The following is a 16316-nucleotide window of genomic DNA, read 5'->3' as shown; positions in this document are numbered from 1 at the left end:
GCTGCCTATGGCCTTCTTGCGGCCACAAAAAAGCCGGGGCAAGCCCCGGCTCGTTCACCCAAGGGTTTCAGCGGCCCGCGCGGGACTCGCGGATGTAGAAGCGCGCCTTCTCGGCCTTCGCCGTGCAGCCCTGGAACCCCTCGAACTGCTGCTGGGTCTTGGCCGCCGTCAGCAGGCTCAGGGCCTTGGAATAACTCACGGTGCCGGCGAAGCCCTCGGCCTTGGCCAGGTCGAGCTCACGCCAGGCGGCATCCAGTTGGCTGCCGCAGCTCTCGCGGTACGCCGTCTTGCCAGCGCACCCCACGAGGGCAAGGGCAACGAGGGACAGGCTGATCCAGGCTTTCATGGTTTTCCTCCTCGGCTGCATGGGAAATGGCCATCAGTCTACTCAGACTGGCCGCTCCGCCAAAAGATTCCACGGGGTCACGCAATGCTCGGTCGCCGCTTGGCTGCCCTAGGACTCGACAGGTATTGTCTGGCGCATTCTGAAAGAAACGGATGACAGCAGCATGAGCAAACGCGTCGCACTGGTGCTCGGATCGGGCGGTGCCCGGGGCTATGCCCACATCGGGGTGATCCAGGAACTGGAGGCGCGGGGCTACGAGATCGCCTGCGTCGCCGGCTGCTCCATGGGCGCCGTGGTGGGCGGCATCTACGCCGCCGGCAAGCTCGACGAATACCGCGAGTGGACCGAGAGCCTCGACTACCTCGACGTGCTGCGCCTGCTGGATGTCAGCTTCCGCCTGGGTGCCATCCGCGGGGAAAAGGTGTTCGGCCGCATCCGCGAAATCGTCGGCGAGATCGACATCGAGCAGTTGCCCATCCCCTTCACCGCCGTCGCCACCGACCTCACCAACCAACAGGAAATCTGGTTCCAGGAAGGCTGCCTGCACCAGGCCATGCGCGCCTCGGCGGCCATCCCCAGCCTCTTCACCCCGGTGATGCAGGGCTCGCGGATGCTGGTGGACGGCGGCCTGCTCAACCCGCTGCCGATTGTCCCGGTGGTCTCCAGCCATTGCGACCTGATCATCGCGGTCAACCTCAACGCCACCAACCAGAAGCAGTACCAGCTCCCGGTGATCGAGCGCTCCCCCGCCCTCAAGGGGCGCCTGGACCAGCTCATCAGCTCCCTGGGCGATCGCCTGCCCTTCCGCCGCCGCAGCGATGAGGAGGAACCCGACGCCATCGCCACCCTCCCCGCCCTGCCCGATCCGTGGACCGACGACAGCGCCCGCCCCCAGGCCCAGCAACCCGCCGCCGCCCCAGAGCGCGAAGGCGCCCCTCGCTCGGCCAGCGGCTCCCAGGTGGTCGCCAGCGTCGGCCCCGCCTCCCTGCTGGAGCTGGTCAACCAGAGCTTCGAGGTCATGCAAACCTCCCTCGCCCAGTACAAGATCGCCGGCTACCCGCCGGACATCCTCATCAACGTGCCCAAGCGCGTCTGCCGCTTCTTCGAGTTCTACAAGGCGCCGGAGCTGATCCAACTGGGCCGGCAGATCGCGCGGGATACGCTGGAGCGGTATGAGGAGTTGCACTGAGCCTTTACAAGCGGCACTGCTCAGCTAGCCACGCCGCCCCACCTCGAAATACTCCACAGGCTCCATCCGCACATAGCGCAGCGCGGCGGTGGCCTGGTGCTGGGTGTAGAGGGGCGCGGCGAAGTAGGCGACCAGCAGGGTGCGGCGTCGGCTGCCGAGGCGGTTGAGGCTGCCGGCGTGGATCAGGTCGGCGTCGAAGACGAGGATGTCGCCCGCCGAGCCGCTCAGTTGAATCGCATGGGATTCGTCGTCGAAGTCGACGGGAGGCCCTGCCAGGTCGGGGCGGTGGCTGCCGGGGATGAGGCGGGTGGCGCCGTTGTCGGGGCCGTAGTCGTCGAGGAAGACCAGGGCGTTGACGGTGTCGCCGGGGCGCTCGGCGGAGAAGTCGCGGTGCAGCCGCTGCCTGCCGCCGTTGGGCAGGGGCTCGCGCCCTTCCACCTGGGCGAGGAAGAAGCGCTCGCCGATCAACGCGCCCACCACGGCGAGCAGCGCCGGCAGGCGGCACACTGCGCGGACGCCGGGGTCGAGGTCCAGCAGTGCGTGCTGCCAATCCTGGCCGCGCGGCACCGGCCATTCGGCGGAGGGTTTCACCCCGGCGTCGAAGGCGCTGCGCAGGCCCTCCAGCCAATCGGCCGGCACCGCCCCGCGCAGCAGCGCGAAGCCATCCCGGTGAAGCTGTTCGCGTTCGTTCATGGCGTGCTCGATGTCCCTATCGGTGGCCGTGGGTGGGGGTGATCCGGTGCGGCGGATGATCAACCGATCGGCGCCCCACCGGCATTGATCATCGTCAGAAGATCGACCAGCCGATCCGTGCGGAGAGTTCCTCCAGCGCCGCCATGCCGGCCACCGAGTTGCCGGATGCATTCAACTCCGGCGACCAGACGCACACGGTGAACTGCCCCGGCACCACGGCGACGATGCCGCCACCAACGCCGCTCTTGCCCGGCAGGCCGACGCGGTAGGCGAAGTTGCCGGCCTCGTCGTAGAGCCCGCTGGTGGCCATCAGTGCGTTCACCTGGCGGGTCTGCCGGGCGCTCAGCACGGTTTCGCCGCTGTGCACATTGACGCCCTCGTTGGCCAGGAAGCTGAAGGCCCGCGCCAGGTCGGCGCAGCTCATGCACAGCGCGCAGTGGTGGAAGTAGCTGCGCAGCACCTCCTCCACGTCGTTGTGGAAGTTGCCGAAGGACTTCATCAGGTAGGCCGCTGCGGCATTGCGCGAGCGGTGCTCGTACTCCGAGCGCGCCACCACCGCGTCCGACACCACCTCCGGGTTGCCCGAGAGACGCCGCACGAAGTCACGCATGGACAGGCTCGGCGCGGCGAAGCGCGACTGGTTGATGTCGCAGATCACCAGCGCCCCGGCGTTGATGAAGGGGTTGCGCGGCACGCCACGCTCGAACTCCAGCTGCACCAGCGAGTTGAACGGCTGACCCGACGGCTCGTGGCCCAGTCGCTCCCAGATGGCCTCGCCGGAATGCTGGAAGGCCTGCACCAGGCTGAACACCTTGGAAATGCTCTGGATGGAGAACGGCAGGTGGCCGTCGCCGGCGGTGTACAGCTGGCCGTCGTTGCCGTACACGGCGATGCCCAGCTGGTTGGCGGAAACCCGCGCCAGGGCCGGGATGTAGTCGGCGACCTTGCCGGTGCCGATGAGGGGGCGTACGTGATCGAGGATGTCGTCGAGCAGGGCTTGCATCGTGAGAGGGTCCGAACGGGTAACCAAGCGGGTCAGGAATAGGGCACCTCTAAGAACGTAGGCGAGGCAGTCAGCGCAAGGCAAAAACAGGCGAAAAAGCGCAGTTTACGTGCGGTAAATGAGCATTTTGAGCCGGTTTATAACGCCGCGATGACAACGCAGGTAGTTTTTAGAGGCGCCCAATAAGCGCTAGACGACGGATTCACCGCGCACAACACAGGCACCGTCGCAAATACCGCGACAGGATCGCAGGCACCGCCCCTAACCCTCCAGCAGCCGGTAGCCGACGCCGGCCTCGGTGACGATGAAACGCGGTGCGGCCGGGTCGTCGCCGAGCTTTTGCCGCAGGTGGCCCACCACCACCCGCAGGTAGTGGGTGTCCTCGACATGGGTGGGGCCCCAGATGTCCTTGAGCAGTTGCTGCTGGGTCACCACCCGCCCGAGGTGCCGCGCCAGCTGGGCGAGCACGGCGTACTCCTTGCGGGTCAGGGCCACCTCCTGGCCGTCCAGGGTGACGCGGCGGTAGGCGAAATCCAGGTGCAGCGGGCCGCTGCTCACACTGGCCTCCTGGGGCTCGCCGCCGCCCTGGCGCAGCAGCACCCGTACCCGGGCGAGGAACTCCTGGATGCCGAAGGGCTTGGTCACGTAGTCGTTGGCGCCGTTGTCCAGCGCCAGCACCTTCTCGCCCTCGCTGGCCCGCACCGAGAGCACCAGCACCGGCACGTGGGACCACTGGCGCAGCTCGGCCAGCACAGCCTGGCCGTCCATGTCCGGCAGGCCGAGGTCCAGCACCACCAGGTCGGGCCGGCCGAGGGCCACCTGGGCCAGGCCCTCGGTGCCGTTGGCGGCTTCGAGCACCTTGTGCCCCTGGGACGCCAGGCTGATGCGCAGGAACTTGCGGATCTGTGCTTCGTCGTCGATGACCAGCACGGTTGATTGGGGAGTCGTCATGGGTGATTCATCACATCGATTGCCAGTCCGGCTCGCATCCTTGTGGGAGCGAATTCATTCGCGAAGGACGGCCCCGCCGTCCCTTTCCGCCAGCGCCCCGCCATCACTCCTCCTCCAGCACCGGCTGCGGGTGCAACGGCAGGTGCAGGGTCAGCGTAGTCCCCCGACCCTCCAGCCCCTCACCGACGCTGACGCGGCCACCGTGGGCGCCGACCATGCCCTGGCAGATGGCCAGGCCCAGGCCAGTGCCCTGCCCGCCCCGGTCGCCCCGGGCGGCGGTGTAGAACATGTCGAAGATGCGCTCGCGCTCGGCCACCGGGATGCCGGGGCCTTCATCGCTGACCGCCAGGCGCAGTTCGTCGTCGCCCGCCTCCACTGCCACCCGCAGGCGGCCGCCGGTGGGCGAGAAGCGCGCGGCATTCTCCAGCACGTTGACCAGCGCCTGCTCGATGAGTGCCGCGTGCACGTAGAGCAGCGGCAGCGCCTCGGGCACCTGCGTCTCCACCTTCAGTGGCGCCAGCACCGGGCGAAGGCGCTGCAGGGCGCTGGCGACGATGTCCACCGGCGCCACCCAGTCGCGGGCGAGCTTGAGGCCGCCGTGGCCCAGGCGGGTCATGTCCAGCAGGTTCTGGATGTAGCGGTCCAGGCGCTCGGCCTCGTCGCGGGTGCCCTCCAGCAGCTCGCGGCGGTCCGCCAGGGGGATCGCCTCGCCCAGGGCCAGCAGGCTGTCGATGGAGCCGCGCATGGCCGTCAGCGGCGTGCGCAGGTCATGGGAGACGGACGCCAGCAGCGCGCTGCGCAGCTGTTCGGTCTCGCCGTGCAGGCGCGCGGCCTCCAGGTCCTCCGCCAACTGGGCGCGGGCCAGGGCCTGGGCCAGCGGCTGGCCCAGGGCGGCCAGCAGGCGACGGCGCTCGGCGGACAGCGGCTGGCCATCGCGCGGGGCGACGCCGAGCAGGGCCAGCGGGCCGTCCTCGCCACTCAGCGGCAGCCACCACCAGCGCCCGCCCGGCAGCGTGCCGGTGCCCAGGCCGGCGCTCTGTTCGTGCTGCCAGGACCAGTCGGCGGCGGCCCGCTCCTGGTCCGCCAGCAGGCGCTGCACGCCGGCTTCGATCTTCCACAACCCGTCACGGCCACGGCCCAGCAGGCACACCTCCAGGTCGTTCCAGGCCTCGAACTGCTGGGTGGCCGCCTTCATCACCGCCTGGCGGTCGGTGGCGGCGGTGAGCTTGCGCGAGAGGTCCAGCAGCGCCGTGGTTTCCGCCTGGGTGCTGCGCAGGGCCTGCACCTGGCGGCGCTGGCGCGAGGCGAGGTTGCCGGTGAGCCCGGCCATGAGCAGGAAGAACAGCAGGGTCAGCACGTCTTCCTGGCGGGCGATGGTCAGGGAGAACACCGGCGGGATGAACAGGAAGTCATAGGCCAGGAACGACAACCCGGCGCACACCAGCGCCGGGGCCAGGCTGCTGCGCACCGCCACCAGCAGCACGGCGGCGAGGAACACCAGGGAGATGTTCGGCAGCGCCAGCACCAGGTGCGCCCCCCAGGCGATACCGCTGGCGGCCAGCACCGCCCCCAGCGCCAGGCCGTAGTCGCCCGCCGGCACGGGGTCGCGCCCATTGGGCGCGGGGCGGGCGTCCGGGTCGGTGTCGAGCACGCTGATCTCCAGCCCCTGGCCATGGCGCAACAGGCGTTCCGCCACGCCCCGGCCCAGCCAGCGACGGCGCAGGCGCTGACGGCTGCGCCCCACCAGCAGCAGGCTGGCGCGGCGCTCGCGGGCGTGGGCCAGCAGGGTCGAAGCCACGGCCTCGGCACGCAGGGTCACCACCTCCCCGCCCAGGCGCTCGGCCAGTTGCTGGGCGGCCTGCAGGCGGGCGCGGCTGTCTTCGTTGCGGGTGCGGCCGGTGTCCACGTGCACCAGGCTCCAGGGCAGGTGGCGGCGCTCGGCCACCCGGCAGGCGTGGCGCACCAGGCGCTCGGCCTGGTCGTCGCCGTCCACGCCCACCAGCAGGCGGCCGCGCACCGGCGGTGCCTCCTGGCCCTGCAGGCGGTAGCGCCGCGCCAGGTCGGCATCCACCCGCGCGGCGGCGGTCTGCATGGCCAGCTCGCGCAGGGCGGTGAGGTTGGTCTGGGAGAAGAAGGCGTCGATGGCCGCGCGGGCCTGTTCCGGCACGTAGACCTTGCCTTCGCGCAGGCGCTCCAGCAGCTCGCGGGGCGGCAGGTCGATGAGGAGGATCTCGTCCGCCTCCTGCAGCACCCAGTCCGGCACCGTCTCGCGCACCTGCACGCCGGTGATGTCGAACACCTGGTCGTTGAGGGCCTCCAGGTGCTGCACGTTGACCGTGGTGTACACGTCGATACCGGCGGCCAGCAGCTCCTGCACGTCCTGCCAGCGCTTGGCGTGGCGGCTGCCGGGGGCGTTGCTGTGAGCCAGCTCGTCCACCAGGGCCAGGCGTGGCGGGTGGGCCAGCAGGCCGTCCAGGTCCATCTCGGTCAGCGGCACGCCCCGGTACTCCAGGCGTCGCTGGGGTTGTTGCGGCAGGCCGGCGAGCATCGCCTCGGTCTCGCTGCGGCCGTGGGTCTCCACCACGCCCACGCGCAGGTCGACGCCCTGGCGCCGTTGCGCCTGGGCGGCCTGGAGCATGGCGTAGGTCTTGCCCACGCCGGGCGCGGCTCCGAGGAAGACTTTCAGGCGGCCACGCCCTTCGTGGGGCAGTTCGGCCAACAGCGCGTCCGCGCGGCCGGCATCACTCATTCGGGCATCTCGTTCAGTCTCAGGTTGAGGGCCAGGACGTTGACCACCGGCTCACCGATGGCCGGCCGTTCGGTGTAGCGCTCCACCAGGCGCTCCAGCTGCTCGGGCGGCAGGTGGCGGGCGGCGGCGATGCGCGGGATCTGGTAGCGCGCGGCGGTCGGCGGCAGGTGCGGGTCGAGGCCGCTGCCGGAGGTGGTCACCAGGGCCATCGGCACCGGGCCCTGGGCGTCGGCCAGCAGGCGGTTGGCGTCCTTGTTGATGCGCTCGGCCAGGGCCGGGTTGCTCGGCGCCAGGTTGCTGGCCGCGCTGGATACGGTGGCGTAGTCGCCAGCGGAGGGGCGCGGCTGGAACCATTGCGGGCCGTCCACGGGCTGGGCCAGCAGACGGCTGCCGCGCACCTCGCCCTGGGCATCGCGCACCAGGCTGCCGTTGGCCTGCTCGGGGAAGGCCACCTGGGCAATGCCGGTCACGGTGAGGGGGTAGGCGACGCCGGTAATCAGGGTCATCAGGGCCAGGAGGCTCAGGGCGGGTCGAAGTTGCGAAAGCATATTCAGTTCCTCGATGGAAAGCGAAGACGGATGGGGGCGGGTCTGCCCAGCCCCCGATCTTCCCCGGGTGTCCGGGGAATGGCGTCACACCAGGCCGATGACGGTGAGCAGCACGTCGATCACCTTGATGCCGACGAAGGGCGCCACCAGCCCGCCCAGGCCGTAGATCAGCAGGTTGCGGCGCAGCAGGCTGGCGGCGTCTGTGGCCTGGATGCGCACCCCGCGCAGGGCCAGGGGGATCAGCGCGATGATGATCAGCGCGTTGAACACGATGGCCGAGAGGATGGCGCTCTGCGGGCTGTGCAGTTGCATCAGGTTGAGCACGCCCAGCTGCGGGTAGATGCCGGCGAACAGCGCGGGGAGGATGGCGAAGTACTTGGCCACGTCGTTGGCCACCGAGAAGGTGGTCAGCGCGCCCCGGGTCACCAGCAGCTCCTTGCCCACCTGCACCACGTCCAGCAGCTTGGTCGGGTCGGAGTCCAGGTCCACCAGGTTGGCGGCCTCGCGGGCGGCCTGGGTGCCGTCGTTCATCGCCAGGCCCACGTCGGCCTGGGCCAGCGCCGGGGCGTCGTTGGCGCCGTCGCCGCACATGGCCACCAGCTTGCCTTCGCCCTGCTCGAAGCGGATGCGCGCCAGCTTCTTCTCCGGCGTGGCCTCGGCGATCACGTCGTCCACCCCGGCTTCGGCGGCAATGGCGGCGGCGGTCAGCGGGTTGTCGCCGGTCACCATCACGGTGCGGATGCCCATGCGGCGCAGCTCGGCGAAGCGGTCGCGGATGCCGGGCTTGACCACGTCCTTGAGGTGGATGGCACCCAACAGGCGGCCATCGGCGGCCACCAGCAGCGGCGTGCCACCGCCCTGGGCGATGCGCTCGACCTCGCGGGCGAGCACCTCGGGCATGCCGTCGCGCTCCATGCCGACCCAGGCCAGCACCGCGTCAACGGCGCCCTTGCGGTAGCGGTGGCCGTTCCAGTCGGCACCGGAGAGGCGCGTCTCGGCGCTGAAGGCGATGGCGGTGACGGCCTCGCGGGCCGGCTCCTCCAGGGTGTTGAGCGCGCGCAGGTACTCGACGATGGACTTGCCTTCCGGCGTGTCGTCGGCCAGGGAGGCCAGCAGCGCCGCGTCGGCCAGCTCCTTGCCGCTGATGCCGGGGGCCTTGACCATCGCGCTGCAGCGGCGGTTGCCGAAGGTGATGGTGCCGGTCTTGTCCAGCAGCAGCACGTGCACGTCCCCTGCCGCTTCCACGGCACGGCCGGACTTGGCGATGACGTTCAGGCGCACCAGGCGGTCCATGCCGGCGATGCCGATGGCCGAGAGCAGGCCGCCGATGGTGGTGGGGATGAGCGTCACCAGCAGCGCCACCAGGTACACCAGCGGCAGGTCACCGCCGGCGAAGCGGGCGAAGGGCTGCAGGGTGGCCACTACCAGCAGGAAGATCAGCGTCAGGCCGATGAGCAGGATGTCCAGCGCCACTTCGTTCGGCGTCTTCTGCCGGCGCGCGCCTTCCACCAGGGCGATCATGCGGTCCAGGGTCGACTCGCCGGGGTTGGCGGTGATCTTCACCAGCAGCCAGTCAGACACCACGCGGGTGTTGCCGGTGACGGCCGAGCGGTCGCCGCCGGACTCGCGGATCACCGGTGCGGACTCGCCGGTGATGGCGGCCTCGTTGACCGCCGCGATGCCCTGGATCACCTCGCCGTCACCGGGGATCAGCTCACCGGCCTCGACGCGGACGATGTCGCCCCGGCGCAGGCTGCTGGCCGGCACCGTTTCGAAGGCACCGGAGGCCGTGCGGCGACGGGCACCGAGGCCCTGGCTGCCGGCCTTGAGGCTGTCGGCGCGGGCCTTGCCGCGACCTTCGGCCAGGGCCTCGGCGAAGTTGGCGAAGAGCACGGTGAACCACAGCCACAGCGCGAGCTGCAGCGCCAGGCCGAGGGACACCGCCGGGTTGGGGATGAAGCAGAGCACGGTGGTCAGCACTGCGGTCAGCTCCACCACCAGCATCACCGGCGAGCGCTTGAGCTGGCGCGGGTCGAGCTTGACGAAGGCCTGCACCAGCGCCGGCTTCCACAGCGCGGCGACGGTGGTGGCGGAGGGTTGCTTGGCGCCGGCCTTGGGCGCCTTCAGAGGGGCGTTCATCATGGTTCTCCGTTAGAAGCCCTGGAGCTGCGCGAGGTGTTCGGCGATGGGCCCGAGGGCCAATGCCGGGAGGAAGGTCAGGCCGCCCACCAGCAGGATGGTCAGGGTCAGCAAAGTGACGAACAGCGGGCCGTGGGTGGGGAAGCTGTCGGCACCGACAGGCGCGCGCTTCTTCGCCGCCAGGCTGCCGGCGATGGCCAGCACCGGGAGGATGTAGCCGAAGCGCCCGAGCAGCATGGCCAGGCCGATCATCACGTTATGGAACACCGTGTTGGCCCCCAGCCCGGCGAACGCCGACCCGTTGTTGGCGGTGCCCGAGGTGTAGGCGTACAGCGCCTGGCTGAAGCCATGGGCACCCGGGTTGGTGATGGAGGCCGCCGGGCCCGGCAGGCTCACCGCCAGGGCGCAGAACACCAGCACGCCCACCGGCATCACCAGCAGCGTGGCCACCAGCAGGCGCACCTCGCGGGCCTCCAGCTTCTTGCCCAGGTACTCGGGGGTGCGGCCGATCATCAGGCCGGCGAGGAACACCGCGATCAGCACGAACAGCAGCATGCCGTAGAGGCCCGCGCCGACGCCGCCGAAGATCACCTCGCCGAGCATCATGTTGAACATCGGCACCATGCCGCCTAGGGCGCTGAAGCTGTCGTGCATGGCGTTCACCGAGCCGTTGGACGCGGCCGTGGTGGTCACCGCCCAGAGTGCCGACGCGGCGGTGCCGAAGCGCGCCTCCTTGCCCTCCAGCGAACCCACCTGCTCGATGGGCAGCGCGGCCAAGGCCGGATTGGGGCGGAACTCCGCCCACAGGGTGACGCCGAGACCGATGACGAACAGCACCAGCATGCAGGCCAGCAGCGCGCGGCTCTGGCGCAGGTCCTTCACGTAGTGGCCGAAGCTGAACACCAGCGCGGCGGGGATCAGGATGATCGACACCACCTCGAACAAATTGCTCCAGGCGCTGGGGTTCTCGAACGGGTGGCTGGAGTTCACGCCGAAGAAGCCACCGCCGTTGGTGCCGAGCTGCTTGATGGCGATCTGGCTGGCGGCCGGGCCGAGGGGGATGACCTGGTCGGTGCCGCCCAGGGTCTTGGCGCTGACGTAGTCGGCGAAGGTCTGCGGCACGCCCTGCCACACCAGGAACAGCGCCAGCAGCAGGCACAGCGGCAGCAGCGCATAGAGGGTGCCCCGGGTCAGGTCGACCCAGAAGTTGCCCAGGTCCCGCGTGCTGCGCCGGGAGATGCCACGGGCCAGGGCCACCAGCACGCACAGGCCCACCGAGGCGCTGACGAAGTTCTGCACGCCCAGGCCGACCATCTGGCTGAAGTAGCTCAGGCTCGCCTCGCCGCTGTAGGACTGCCAGTTGGTGTTGGTGACGAAGCTGACGGCGGTGTTGAACGCCAGGCTCCATTTCAGCCCCGGCAGGTGCTGCGGGTTCAGCGGCAGCAGGTGCTGCAGGGTAAGGATGCTGAACAGCAGCACCAGCCCGGCGGCGTTGAACGCCAGCAGGGCCAGGGTGTAGGTCTTCCAGTCGTGCTCGCGCTGCGGGTCGACGCCGGCGATGCGGTAGCACAGGCGCTCCACCGGGGCGAACAGCGGAGTCAGGAAGGTTCGCTCACCCTCCATGGCACGGTAGATGTAGCGCCCGATGAAGGGCGCCGGCACCAGCACCAGGAGGAAGAAGGCCAGGATCAGGCCGTAGTCCTGTACGTCCATGGCGCCCCCTAGCCACGCTCGGCGCGCAGCAGCGCGACCAGCAGGTAGATGAAAAGCCCCGTGGCCATGGCCAGGGACAACCCGTCGAGAATGCTCATGTGTAGTGCTCCGTGATGCGGACGGCGCCGCTTTGGGCAAATTCTCGACAAGGGGGGCGTAAAGGAACGAGCCACGGAAGGGCCTGGCGGCATAAAGATCGCGTAAAGAAGTGGGCCAAGTGCCCGTCTGCCAGGACTCCCAGCGCCTGGCCAGCACGCCGCGCCGACGCGAAGCGGGGAAGGCTCGGCCGGGGACAGTGCCCTTCAGGTGGGCGAGCCATGGGAGTCGCGCAGAACGCGTCGGAAGCGGAACGCTCCACCCGAAGTCCTGCGCCCCCGACCGTCCACCGCCTACCCCCTCCCACGTCCGCTGCCGAGTGCCAAAACGCCCCCGACGTGATCCATCCCGGCAGCGGGAAACACCCTGCCGAAACGCCCGGTTCGGACCTGTCCGAAAATCCCCCCGCTTCTTTTACAGCGGCCCGAGGCCGTGCCTACCATCGGCGCGCCGGCAACCAACCCTCCCACTGAACGAACACCAGCCACAGGCTGGCGAGCCCGCGCGCCTTCGGGCGGTGCAGGCTCAGGAGTGCTTTATGCCGAGCTTCAAGATCAACCCCGTCTGCCGAGGCATCTGCCTCTGGGCAGCCTCACTGGGCACCCTGGCGGCCCTGCAGGTGGCAACGGCCACTGCGGCCGACTCCGCCACTGCCCACCACGCCAGCGCCACGCGGGAAGTCACCCTCACCGGCCAGTTCATCGACCTGCAGGCCCTCAAGCCCGGTACAGCGCGCAGCGGTGTCGCCGCCCTGGGCACCGAGCAGTTGCGCCAGGAGGCAGGCCTGAGCCTGCTGCGCACCAGCGCCGACCCCATCGAGCATCAAGCCGGGCTCAACGTGTACGTCGGCCAGACCCTGGGGGCGGCTCGCAGCCTCTCGGGCCCTGGTGAGTTCTTCCTCGCTGCGCGGGACAACGGCAGCTTCGTCGCCCTGCTGCCCGAGGCCAACGCCATCATCCGTGGCTCGGCCGACGGCGAGCAGGTGCTGACCCGCTTCGACACCCCGCACGCCTTCCACCCGAGCCAGGTCGACTACGTCGAGCAGGTGCTTGAAGAGGTGCCCGGCATCCTCGAGGAGCGCGGCAAGCGCAGCCTGCTGGTGGACCGTAGCCAGGCCGGGGAGATCGTGATCGACCTGCTGGCCGGCTTCTCCCAGAAAGCCGCCAATTACATCCGCGACCACGAGGCCTATGCCCTGGCCCAGGTGGCCCTGGTCAACCGCGCCCTGAAGCAGTCCCAGGTCGAAGGGGTACGCATACGCCTGGTGGGCACCCAGGTGATCGCGGACGACCACCCCATCACCACCGACACCCTCGGCAAGCTGTCGACGCTGTTCCGCGATGGCATGCGCCAGTACAGCCCCGACCTGGTGGCCGGTTTCATCATGGGCACCCCAGGCGTCGACACCGCCATTGGCTGGGCCTACGTGCCGGGGCGCTACTCGATCAACTACATCAACTCCCCCACCACCTTCCGCCACGAAGTGGCCCACAACGCCGGCGGCAGCCACTGCTCGGACGGCAAGAGCTACCGCTTCGGCTACAACAACGGCCGGGTCGGCACCATCCTTTGCGGCAACCATGTGCCCTTCTACTCCAACCCGGACCTGCGCGACGTGCAGGGGATCCCCCTGGGCGATGCCAGCACTGCCAACATGGCCAGGGTCTGGCGCGAGAACGCGGCACGCATGTCGGCCTACAGCCCGGCGGTCGTGCCCCTGGCCGAGGAGATCAAGCGCGAGGTGCTGAAGGAGCGGGTCAGCCTGGCCAAGAACCAATGGCGCAACTTCGTCATCGACGTGCCCGAGGGCAGCCGGCGCCTGCTGATCAGCACCGCCCATGGCGAGGGCTACGATCGGGGCAACGGCCGCTCGCAACTGCTGCTGCGCCGTGGCGCCCTGCCCAGCGACGCCCAGTTCGACGCCCGTTCGACGCTGAACAACCACCCCTTCCTGGCGCTGGACAACCCGGCCCCGGGCCGCTGGCACCTGGCGATCCGCGCAGAACCCAACAACCCGGTGGACGACATCTACCTGGACGGCGCCCTCTACGCCGCCACCCAGGACACCGCCCAGGCGCGCTACCTGAAGCTGGTGGCCGAGTCCTCCATCGATGGCAAGGAGCGCGCCAGCGCCGCCGAGCTGCACCTGGCGGACGCCCAGGGCCGGTTGCTGTCCCGTGACGGCTGGCGGGTGCACTCAGTCAGCAGCGCCGTCCCCGCCTCAGCGAGCGGCGCCCACGCCATCGACGGCAACACCAGCTCCTACTGGAGCACCGTGCCCGGTGACCGCTACCCCCACCAGATGGTCATCGACCTGGGTGGCGAGCAGCGCTTCTCCAGCCTCAACTACCTGCCCCAGCAGGTGCGCGACATGGAGGGCAACATCAAGGGCTACCGCATCTATGGAAGCGACAACCCCAACGGCAACTGGGCCCTGCTCGGCCAGGGCGAATTCAGCGCCAGCAACGAGGCCCAGGCCGCCCCGCTGAAAGCCGAGGACGCCGGCAAGCCGCCGGTGGTGGTGATCCAGGGCCCGGCCTCGGCCGAAGCCGGCCAGAAAGTGCAGCTAGACGCCTCCGGCTCCAGCGATCCCCAGGGCAGCGCCCTCAGCTACAGCTGGTCCGTGACCCCGGCGCTGGACTTCGACATCGACGGCCCGCGCCTGACCCTCAAGGCCCCGGAGCACAGCAGCGACACCCGCTACCGCTTCAGCGTGACGGTCAGCAACGGTAAGCAGACCACTACCCGCGTGCACGAGCTGCTGGTCAAGGCTGCCAGCGGCGCCGGCGCCACCTGCGAAGCCACCTGGCAACCCGGCACCGAGTACCTGCAAGGCCACAAGGCCCAGTGGAAAGGCCGCCTGTACGAAGCCCGCTGGTGGACCAAGGGCAACGAGCCCGGCACCGCCGCCTCCACCGGGGCGGACGGCAGCGGCAAGGTCTGGCGTGACCTGGGCCCCTGCGAGGCCAGCGGCACGCCCGAGCAGCCGCCGGTGATCCTGCCGCCGGTGCCCGCCATCAGCGGGCCGGCGGATGCCAAGGCCGGTGACCGTGTGCAGCTCAGCGCCTCTGCCTCCAGCGACCCGAACGGGCTGGCCCTCAGCTACCGCTGGAGCGTGAGCCCCGCCCTCGCCTTCCAGAGCGACGGCGCCGGCCTCAGCTTCACCGCGCCGCGCCTGGACAAGGACGCCGACTACACCTTCACCCTGGGCAACGGCCACCACGAAGTGACCCGCACCCACAAGGTCCGGGTAAAGGCCGAGGCTCCGGCGATCCTGCCACCCGTGGCAGCCATCAGCGGACCGGCAGAAGCCAAGGCTGGTGACCGCGTGCAGCTCAGTGCCGCCGGATCGACAGACCCGAACGGACTCAACCTCCGCTACCGCTGGAGCGTGAACCCTGCCCTCGCCTTCCAGAGCGACGGCGCCGGCCTCAGCTTCACCGCGCCGCGCCTGGACAAGGATGCCGACTACACCTTCACCCTCACCCTGGGCAACGGCCACCACGAAGTGACCCGCACCCACAAGGTCCGGGTGAAGGCCGAGGCCGGCCAGCAACCTGGTACCTGTGCCAGCCCCTGGAGCGCCTCGGGCACCTACTGGGAAGGCAACAAGGTGACCCACAAGGGCCGCACCTACACCGCCCGCTGGTGGACCAAGGGCAACGAGCCCGGCAACCCGGCCTTCACCGGTGCCGACGGCAGCGGCAAGGTCTGGCGTGACGAGGGGGCCTGCCGGTAAACCCCAACCCCGCCAAACGAAAGAGGCCGCCCAGTGGGCGGCCTCTTTCATTGCGGGCAGCGGGTTACTGCTGCAGTTCCTGCTCGGTGAACAGGCCGTCGAAGAGCATGGTGGACAGGTAGCGCTCGCCCGAGTCAGGGAGGATCACCACCAGGGTCTTGCCCTGCATCTCCGGCTTCTCGGCCAGGCGCACGGCGGCAGCCATCGCCGCCCCGCAGGAAATGCCGCAGAGGATGCCTTCCTCACGCATCAGGCGCTGGGCCATGGCCTTGGCCTCCTCGTCGCTGACCTGCTCGACGCGGTCGACGATGGACAGGTCCAGGTTCTTCGGCACGAAGCCGGCACCGATGCCCTGGATCTTGTGCGGGCTGGGCTTCACCTCGTCACCGGCCAGGGTCTGGCTGATCACCGGCGAAGTCACCGGCTCCACCGCCACCGAGAGGATCGGCTTGCCGCGCTGCTGCTTGATGTAGCGGGAAATGCCGGTGATGGTGCCGCCGGTGCCGACGCCGGCCACCAGCACGTCGATGGCGCCGTCGGTGCCGTTCCAGATCTCCGGGCCGGTGGTCTTCTCATGAATGGCCGGGTTGGCCGGGTTCTCGAACTGTTGCAGCAGCAGGTACTGCTCGGGGTTGCCGGCGGCGATCTCGGCCGCCTTCTCGATGGCGCCCTTCATGCCCTTGGCCGGTTCGGTAAGCACCAGCTCGGCGCCCAGGGCCTTGAGCACCTTGCGCCGCTCCAGGCTCATGGAGGCCGGCATGGTGAGGATCAGCTTGTAGCCCCGCGCCGCCGCGACGAAGGCCAGGCCGATGCCGGTGTTGCCCGAGGTGGGCTCCACCAGGGTCATGCCCGGGCGCAGGCGGCCGCTCTCTTCCGCGTCCCAGATCATGCTGGCGCCGATGCGGCACTTCACCGAGTAGGCCGGGTTGCGCCCCTCGATCTTGGCGAGGATGGTCACGCCCTTGGGGCCCAGGCGGTTGATCATCACCAGCGGCGTGTTGCCGATGGCCTTGGAGTTATCTGCGTAGATGCGGCTCATGAACCGGTCCTCGAAGGTGGCGGGTCGATGGGAGAAAGTGGCCCAGCCTATGCCCAGGTGCCCCGGCAGTCCAGCCGAACCGAATGGCGCCGGCACAGTCCATCGGACATG

General features: G+C 69.6%; 12 protein-coding genes. 2 read left to right on the top strand and 10 right to left on the bottom strand.

The window, feature by feature from the left end; genetic code table 11:
- Window positions 1-67: 67 nt before the first annotated feature.
- Complete coding sequence (locus BM198_RS06580; RefSeq protein ID WP_044413842.1) at window positions 68-346, bottom strand: hypothetical protein; 279 nt, start codon at window positions 344-346, stop codon at window positions 68-70.
- A 163-nt stretch (window positions 347-509) separates the two neighbouring features.
- On the opposite strand from BM198_RS06580, the gene BM198_RS06575 reads away from it, so the two are divergent.
- Entirely contained in the window at window positions 510-1535 is a 1026-nt protein-coding gene (locus tag BM198_RS06575) for a patatin-like phospholipase family protein (protein ID WP_074968724.1), read from the top strand.
- A gap of 24 nt (window positions 1536-1559) precedes the next feature.
- Here BM198_RS06575 and BM198_RS06570 read toward each other — a convergent pair whose 3' ends face one another.
- The 8 genes from BM198_RS06570 to BM198_RS29515 form a co-directional block, all read right to left on the bottom strand.
- The gene (locus BM198_RS06570) at window positions 1560-2228 is read right to left on the bottom strand and encodes a phytanoyl-CoA dioxygenase family protein (RefSeq protein WP_074968722.1); all 669 of its coding nucleotides are present in this window, start codon (window positions 2226-2228) and stop codon (window positions 1560-1562) included.
- A gap of 94 nt (window positions 2229-2322) precedes the next feature.
- Entirely contained in the window at window positions 2323-3231 is a 909-nt protein-coding gene (glsB, locus tag BM198_RS06565; RefSeq protein ID WP_044409287.1) for a glutaminase B, read from the bottom strand.
- Between the two features lie 261 nt (window positions 3232-3492).
- Window positions 3493-4182: a response regulator gene (locus BM198_RS06560; RefSeq protein ID WP_074968720.1), complete on the bottom strand. Its 690-nt coding sequence runs from the start codon at window positions 4180-4182 to the stop codon at window positions 3493-3495.
- A gap of 103 nt (window positions 4183-4285) precedes the next feature.
- Window positions 4286-6931: a sensor histidine kinase gene (locus BM198_RS06555; RefSeq protein WP_074968718.1), complete on the bottom strand. Its 2646-nt coding sequence runs from the start codon at window positions 6929-6931 to the stop codon at window positions 4286-4288.
- Window positions 6928-7479, bottom strand: coding sequence for a potassium-transporting ATPase subunit KdpC (gene kdpC, locus BM198_RS06550; protein WP_074968716.1), 552 nt, complete (start codon window positions 7477-7479; stop codon window positions 6928-6930). Before kdpC ends, BM198_RS06555 begins: the two co-directional genes overlap by 4 nt.
- A gap of 84 nt (window positions 7480-7563) precedes the next feature.
- A complete protein-coding gene (gene kdpB / locus BM198_RS06545) occupies window positions 7564-9618 on the bottom strand; it encodes a potassium-transporting ATPase subunit KdpB (protein ID WP_074968713.1) in 2055 nt (684 codons plus the stop codon).
- A gap of 12 nt (window positions 9619-9630) precedes the next feature.
- Window positions 9631-11331, bottom strand: a complete 1701-nt coding sequence (gene kdpA / locus BM198_RS06540) for a potassium-transporting ATPase subunit KdpA (protein ID WP_074968711.1) — start codon at window positions 11329-11331, stop codon at window positions 9631-9633.
- 8 nt (window positions 11332-11339) lie between these two features.
- The gene (locus BM198_RS29515) at window positions 11340-11429 is read right to left on the bottom strand and encodes a K(+)-transporting ATPase subunit F (RefSeq protein ID WP_069566518.1); all 90 of its coding nucleotides are present in this window, start codon (window positions 11427-11429) and stop codon (window positions 11340-11342) included.
- Window positions 11430-11965: 536 nt separating this feature from the next.
- On the opposite strand from BM198_RS29515, the gene BM198_RS06530 reads away from it, so the two are divergent.
- Window positions 11966-15166, top strand: coding sequence for a PKD domain-containing protein (locus BM198_RS06530; protein WP_074968707.1), 3201 nt, complete (start codon window positions 11966-11968; stop codon window positions 15164-15166).
- A gap of 64 nt (window positions 15167-15230) precedes the next feature.
- Here BM198_RS06530 and cysK read toward each other — a convergent pair whose 3' ends face one another.
- The gene (gene cysK / locus BM198_RS06525; RefSeq protein ID WP_074968705.1) at window positions 15231-16205 is read right to left on the bottom strand and encodes a cysteine synthase A; all 975 of its coding nucleotides are present in this window, start codon (window positions 16203-16205) and stop codon (window positions 15231-15233) included.
- Window positions 16206-16316 lie beyond the last annotated feature (111 nt).

This window comes from Metapseudomonas otitidis (genome assembly GCF_900111835.1).
In the GTDB taxonomy this organism is placed as follows: Bacteria; Pseudomonadota; Gammaproteobacteria; order Pseudomonadales; family Pseudomonadaceae; genus Metapseudomonas; species Metapseudomonas otitidis.
This window is presented reverse-complemented; position numbering and strand designations above follow the sequence as displayed.

Coding starts and splice junctions, on each gene's coding strand:
- BM198_RS06580 (WP_044413842.1), bottom strand. CDS start 346: ATGAAAGCCTGGATCAGCCTGTCCCTCGTTGCCCTTGCCCTCGTGGGG.
- BM198_RS06575 (WP_074968724.1), top strand. CDS start 510: ATGAGCAAACGCGTCGCACTGGTGCTCGGATCGGGCGGTGCCCGGGGC.
- BM198_RS06570 (WP_074968722.1), bottom strand. CDS start 2,228: ATGAACGAACGCGAACAGCTTCACCGGGATGGCTTCGCGCTGCTGCGC.
- glsB (WP_044409287.1), bottom strand. CDS start 3,231: ATGCAAGCCCTGCTCGACGACATCCTCGATCACGTACGCCCCCTCATC.
- BM198_RS06560 (WP_074968720.1), bottom strand. CDS start 4,182: ATGACGACTCCCCAATCAACCGTGCTGGTCATCGACGACGAAGCACAG.
- BM198_RS06555 (WP_074968718.1), bottom strand. CDS start 6,931: ATGAGTGATGCCGGCCGCGCGGACGCGCTGTTGGCCGAACTGCCCCAC.
- kdpC (WP_074968716.1), bottom strand. CDS start 7,479: ATGCTTTCGCAACTTCGACCCGCCCTGAGCCTCCTGGCCCTGATGACC.
- kdpB (WP_074968713.1), bottom strand. CDS start 9,618: ATGAACGCCCCTCTGAAGGCGCCCAAGGCCGGCGCCAAGCAACCCTCC.
- kdpA (WP_074968711.1), bottom strand. CDS start 11,331: ATGGACGTACAGGACTACGGCCTGATCCTGGCCTTCTTCCTCCTGGTG.
- BM198_RS29515 (WP_069566518.1), bottom strand. CDS start 11,429: ATGAGCATTCTCGACGGGTTGTCCCTGGCCATGGCCACGGGGCTTTTC.
- BM198_RS06530 (WP_074968707.1), top strand. CDS start 11,966: ATGCCGAGCTTCAAGATCAACCCCGTCTGCCGAGGCATCTGCCTCTGG.
- cysK (WP_074968705.1), bottom strand. CDS start 16,205: ATGAGCCGCATCTACGCAGATAACTCCAAGGCCATCGGCAACACGCCG.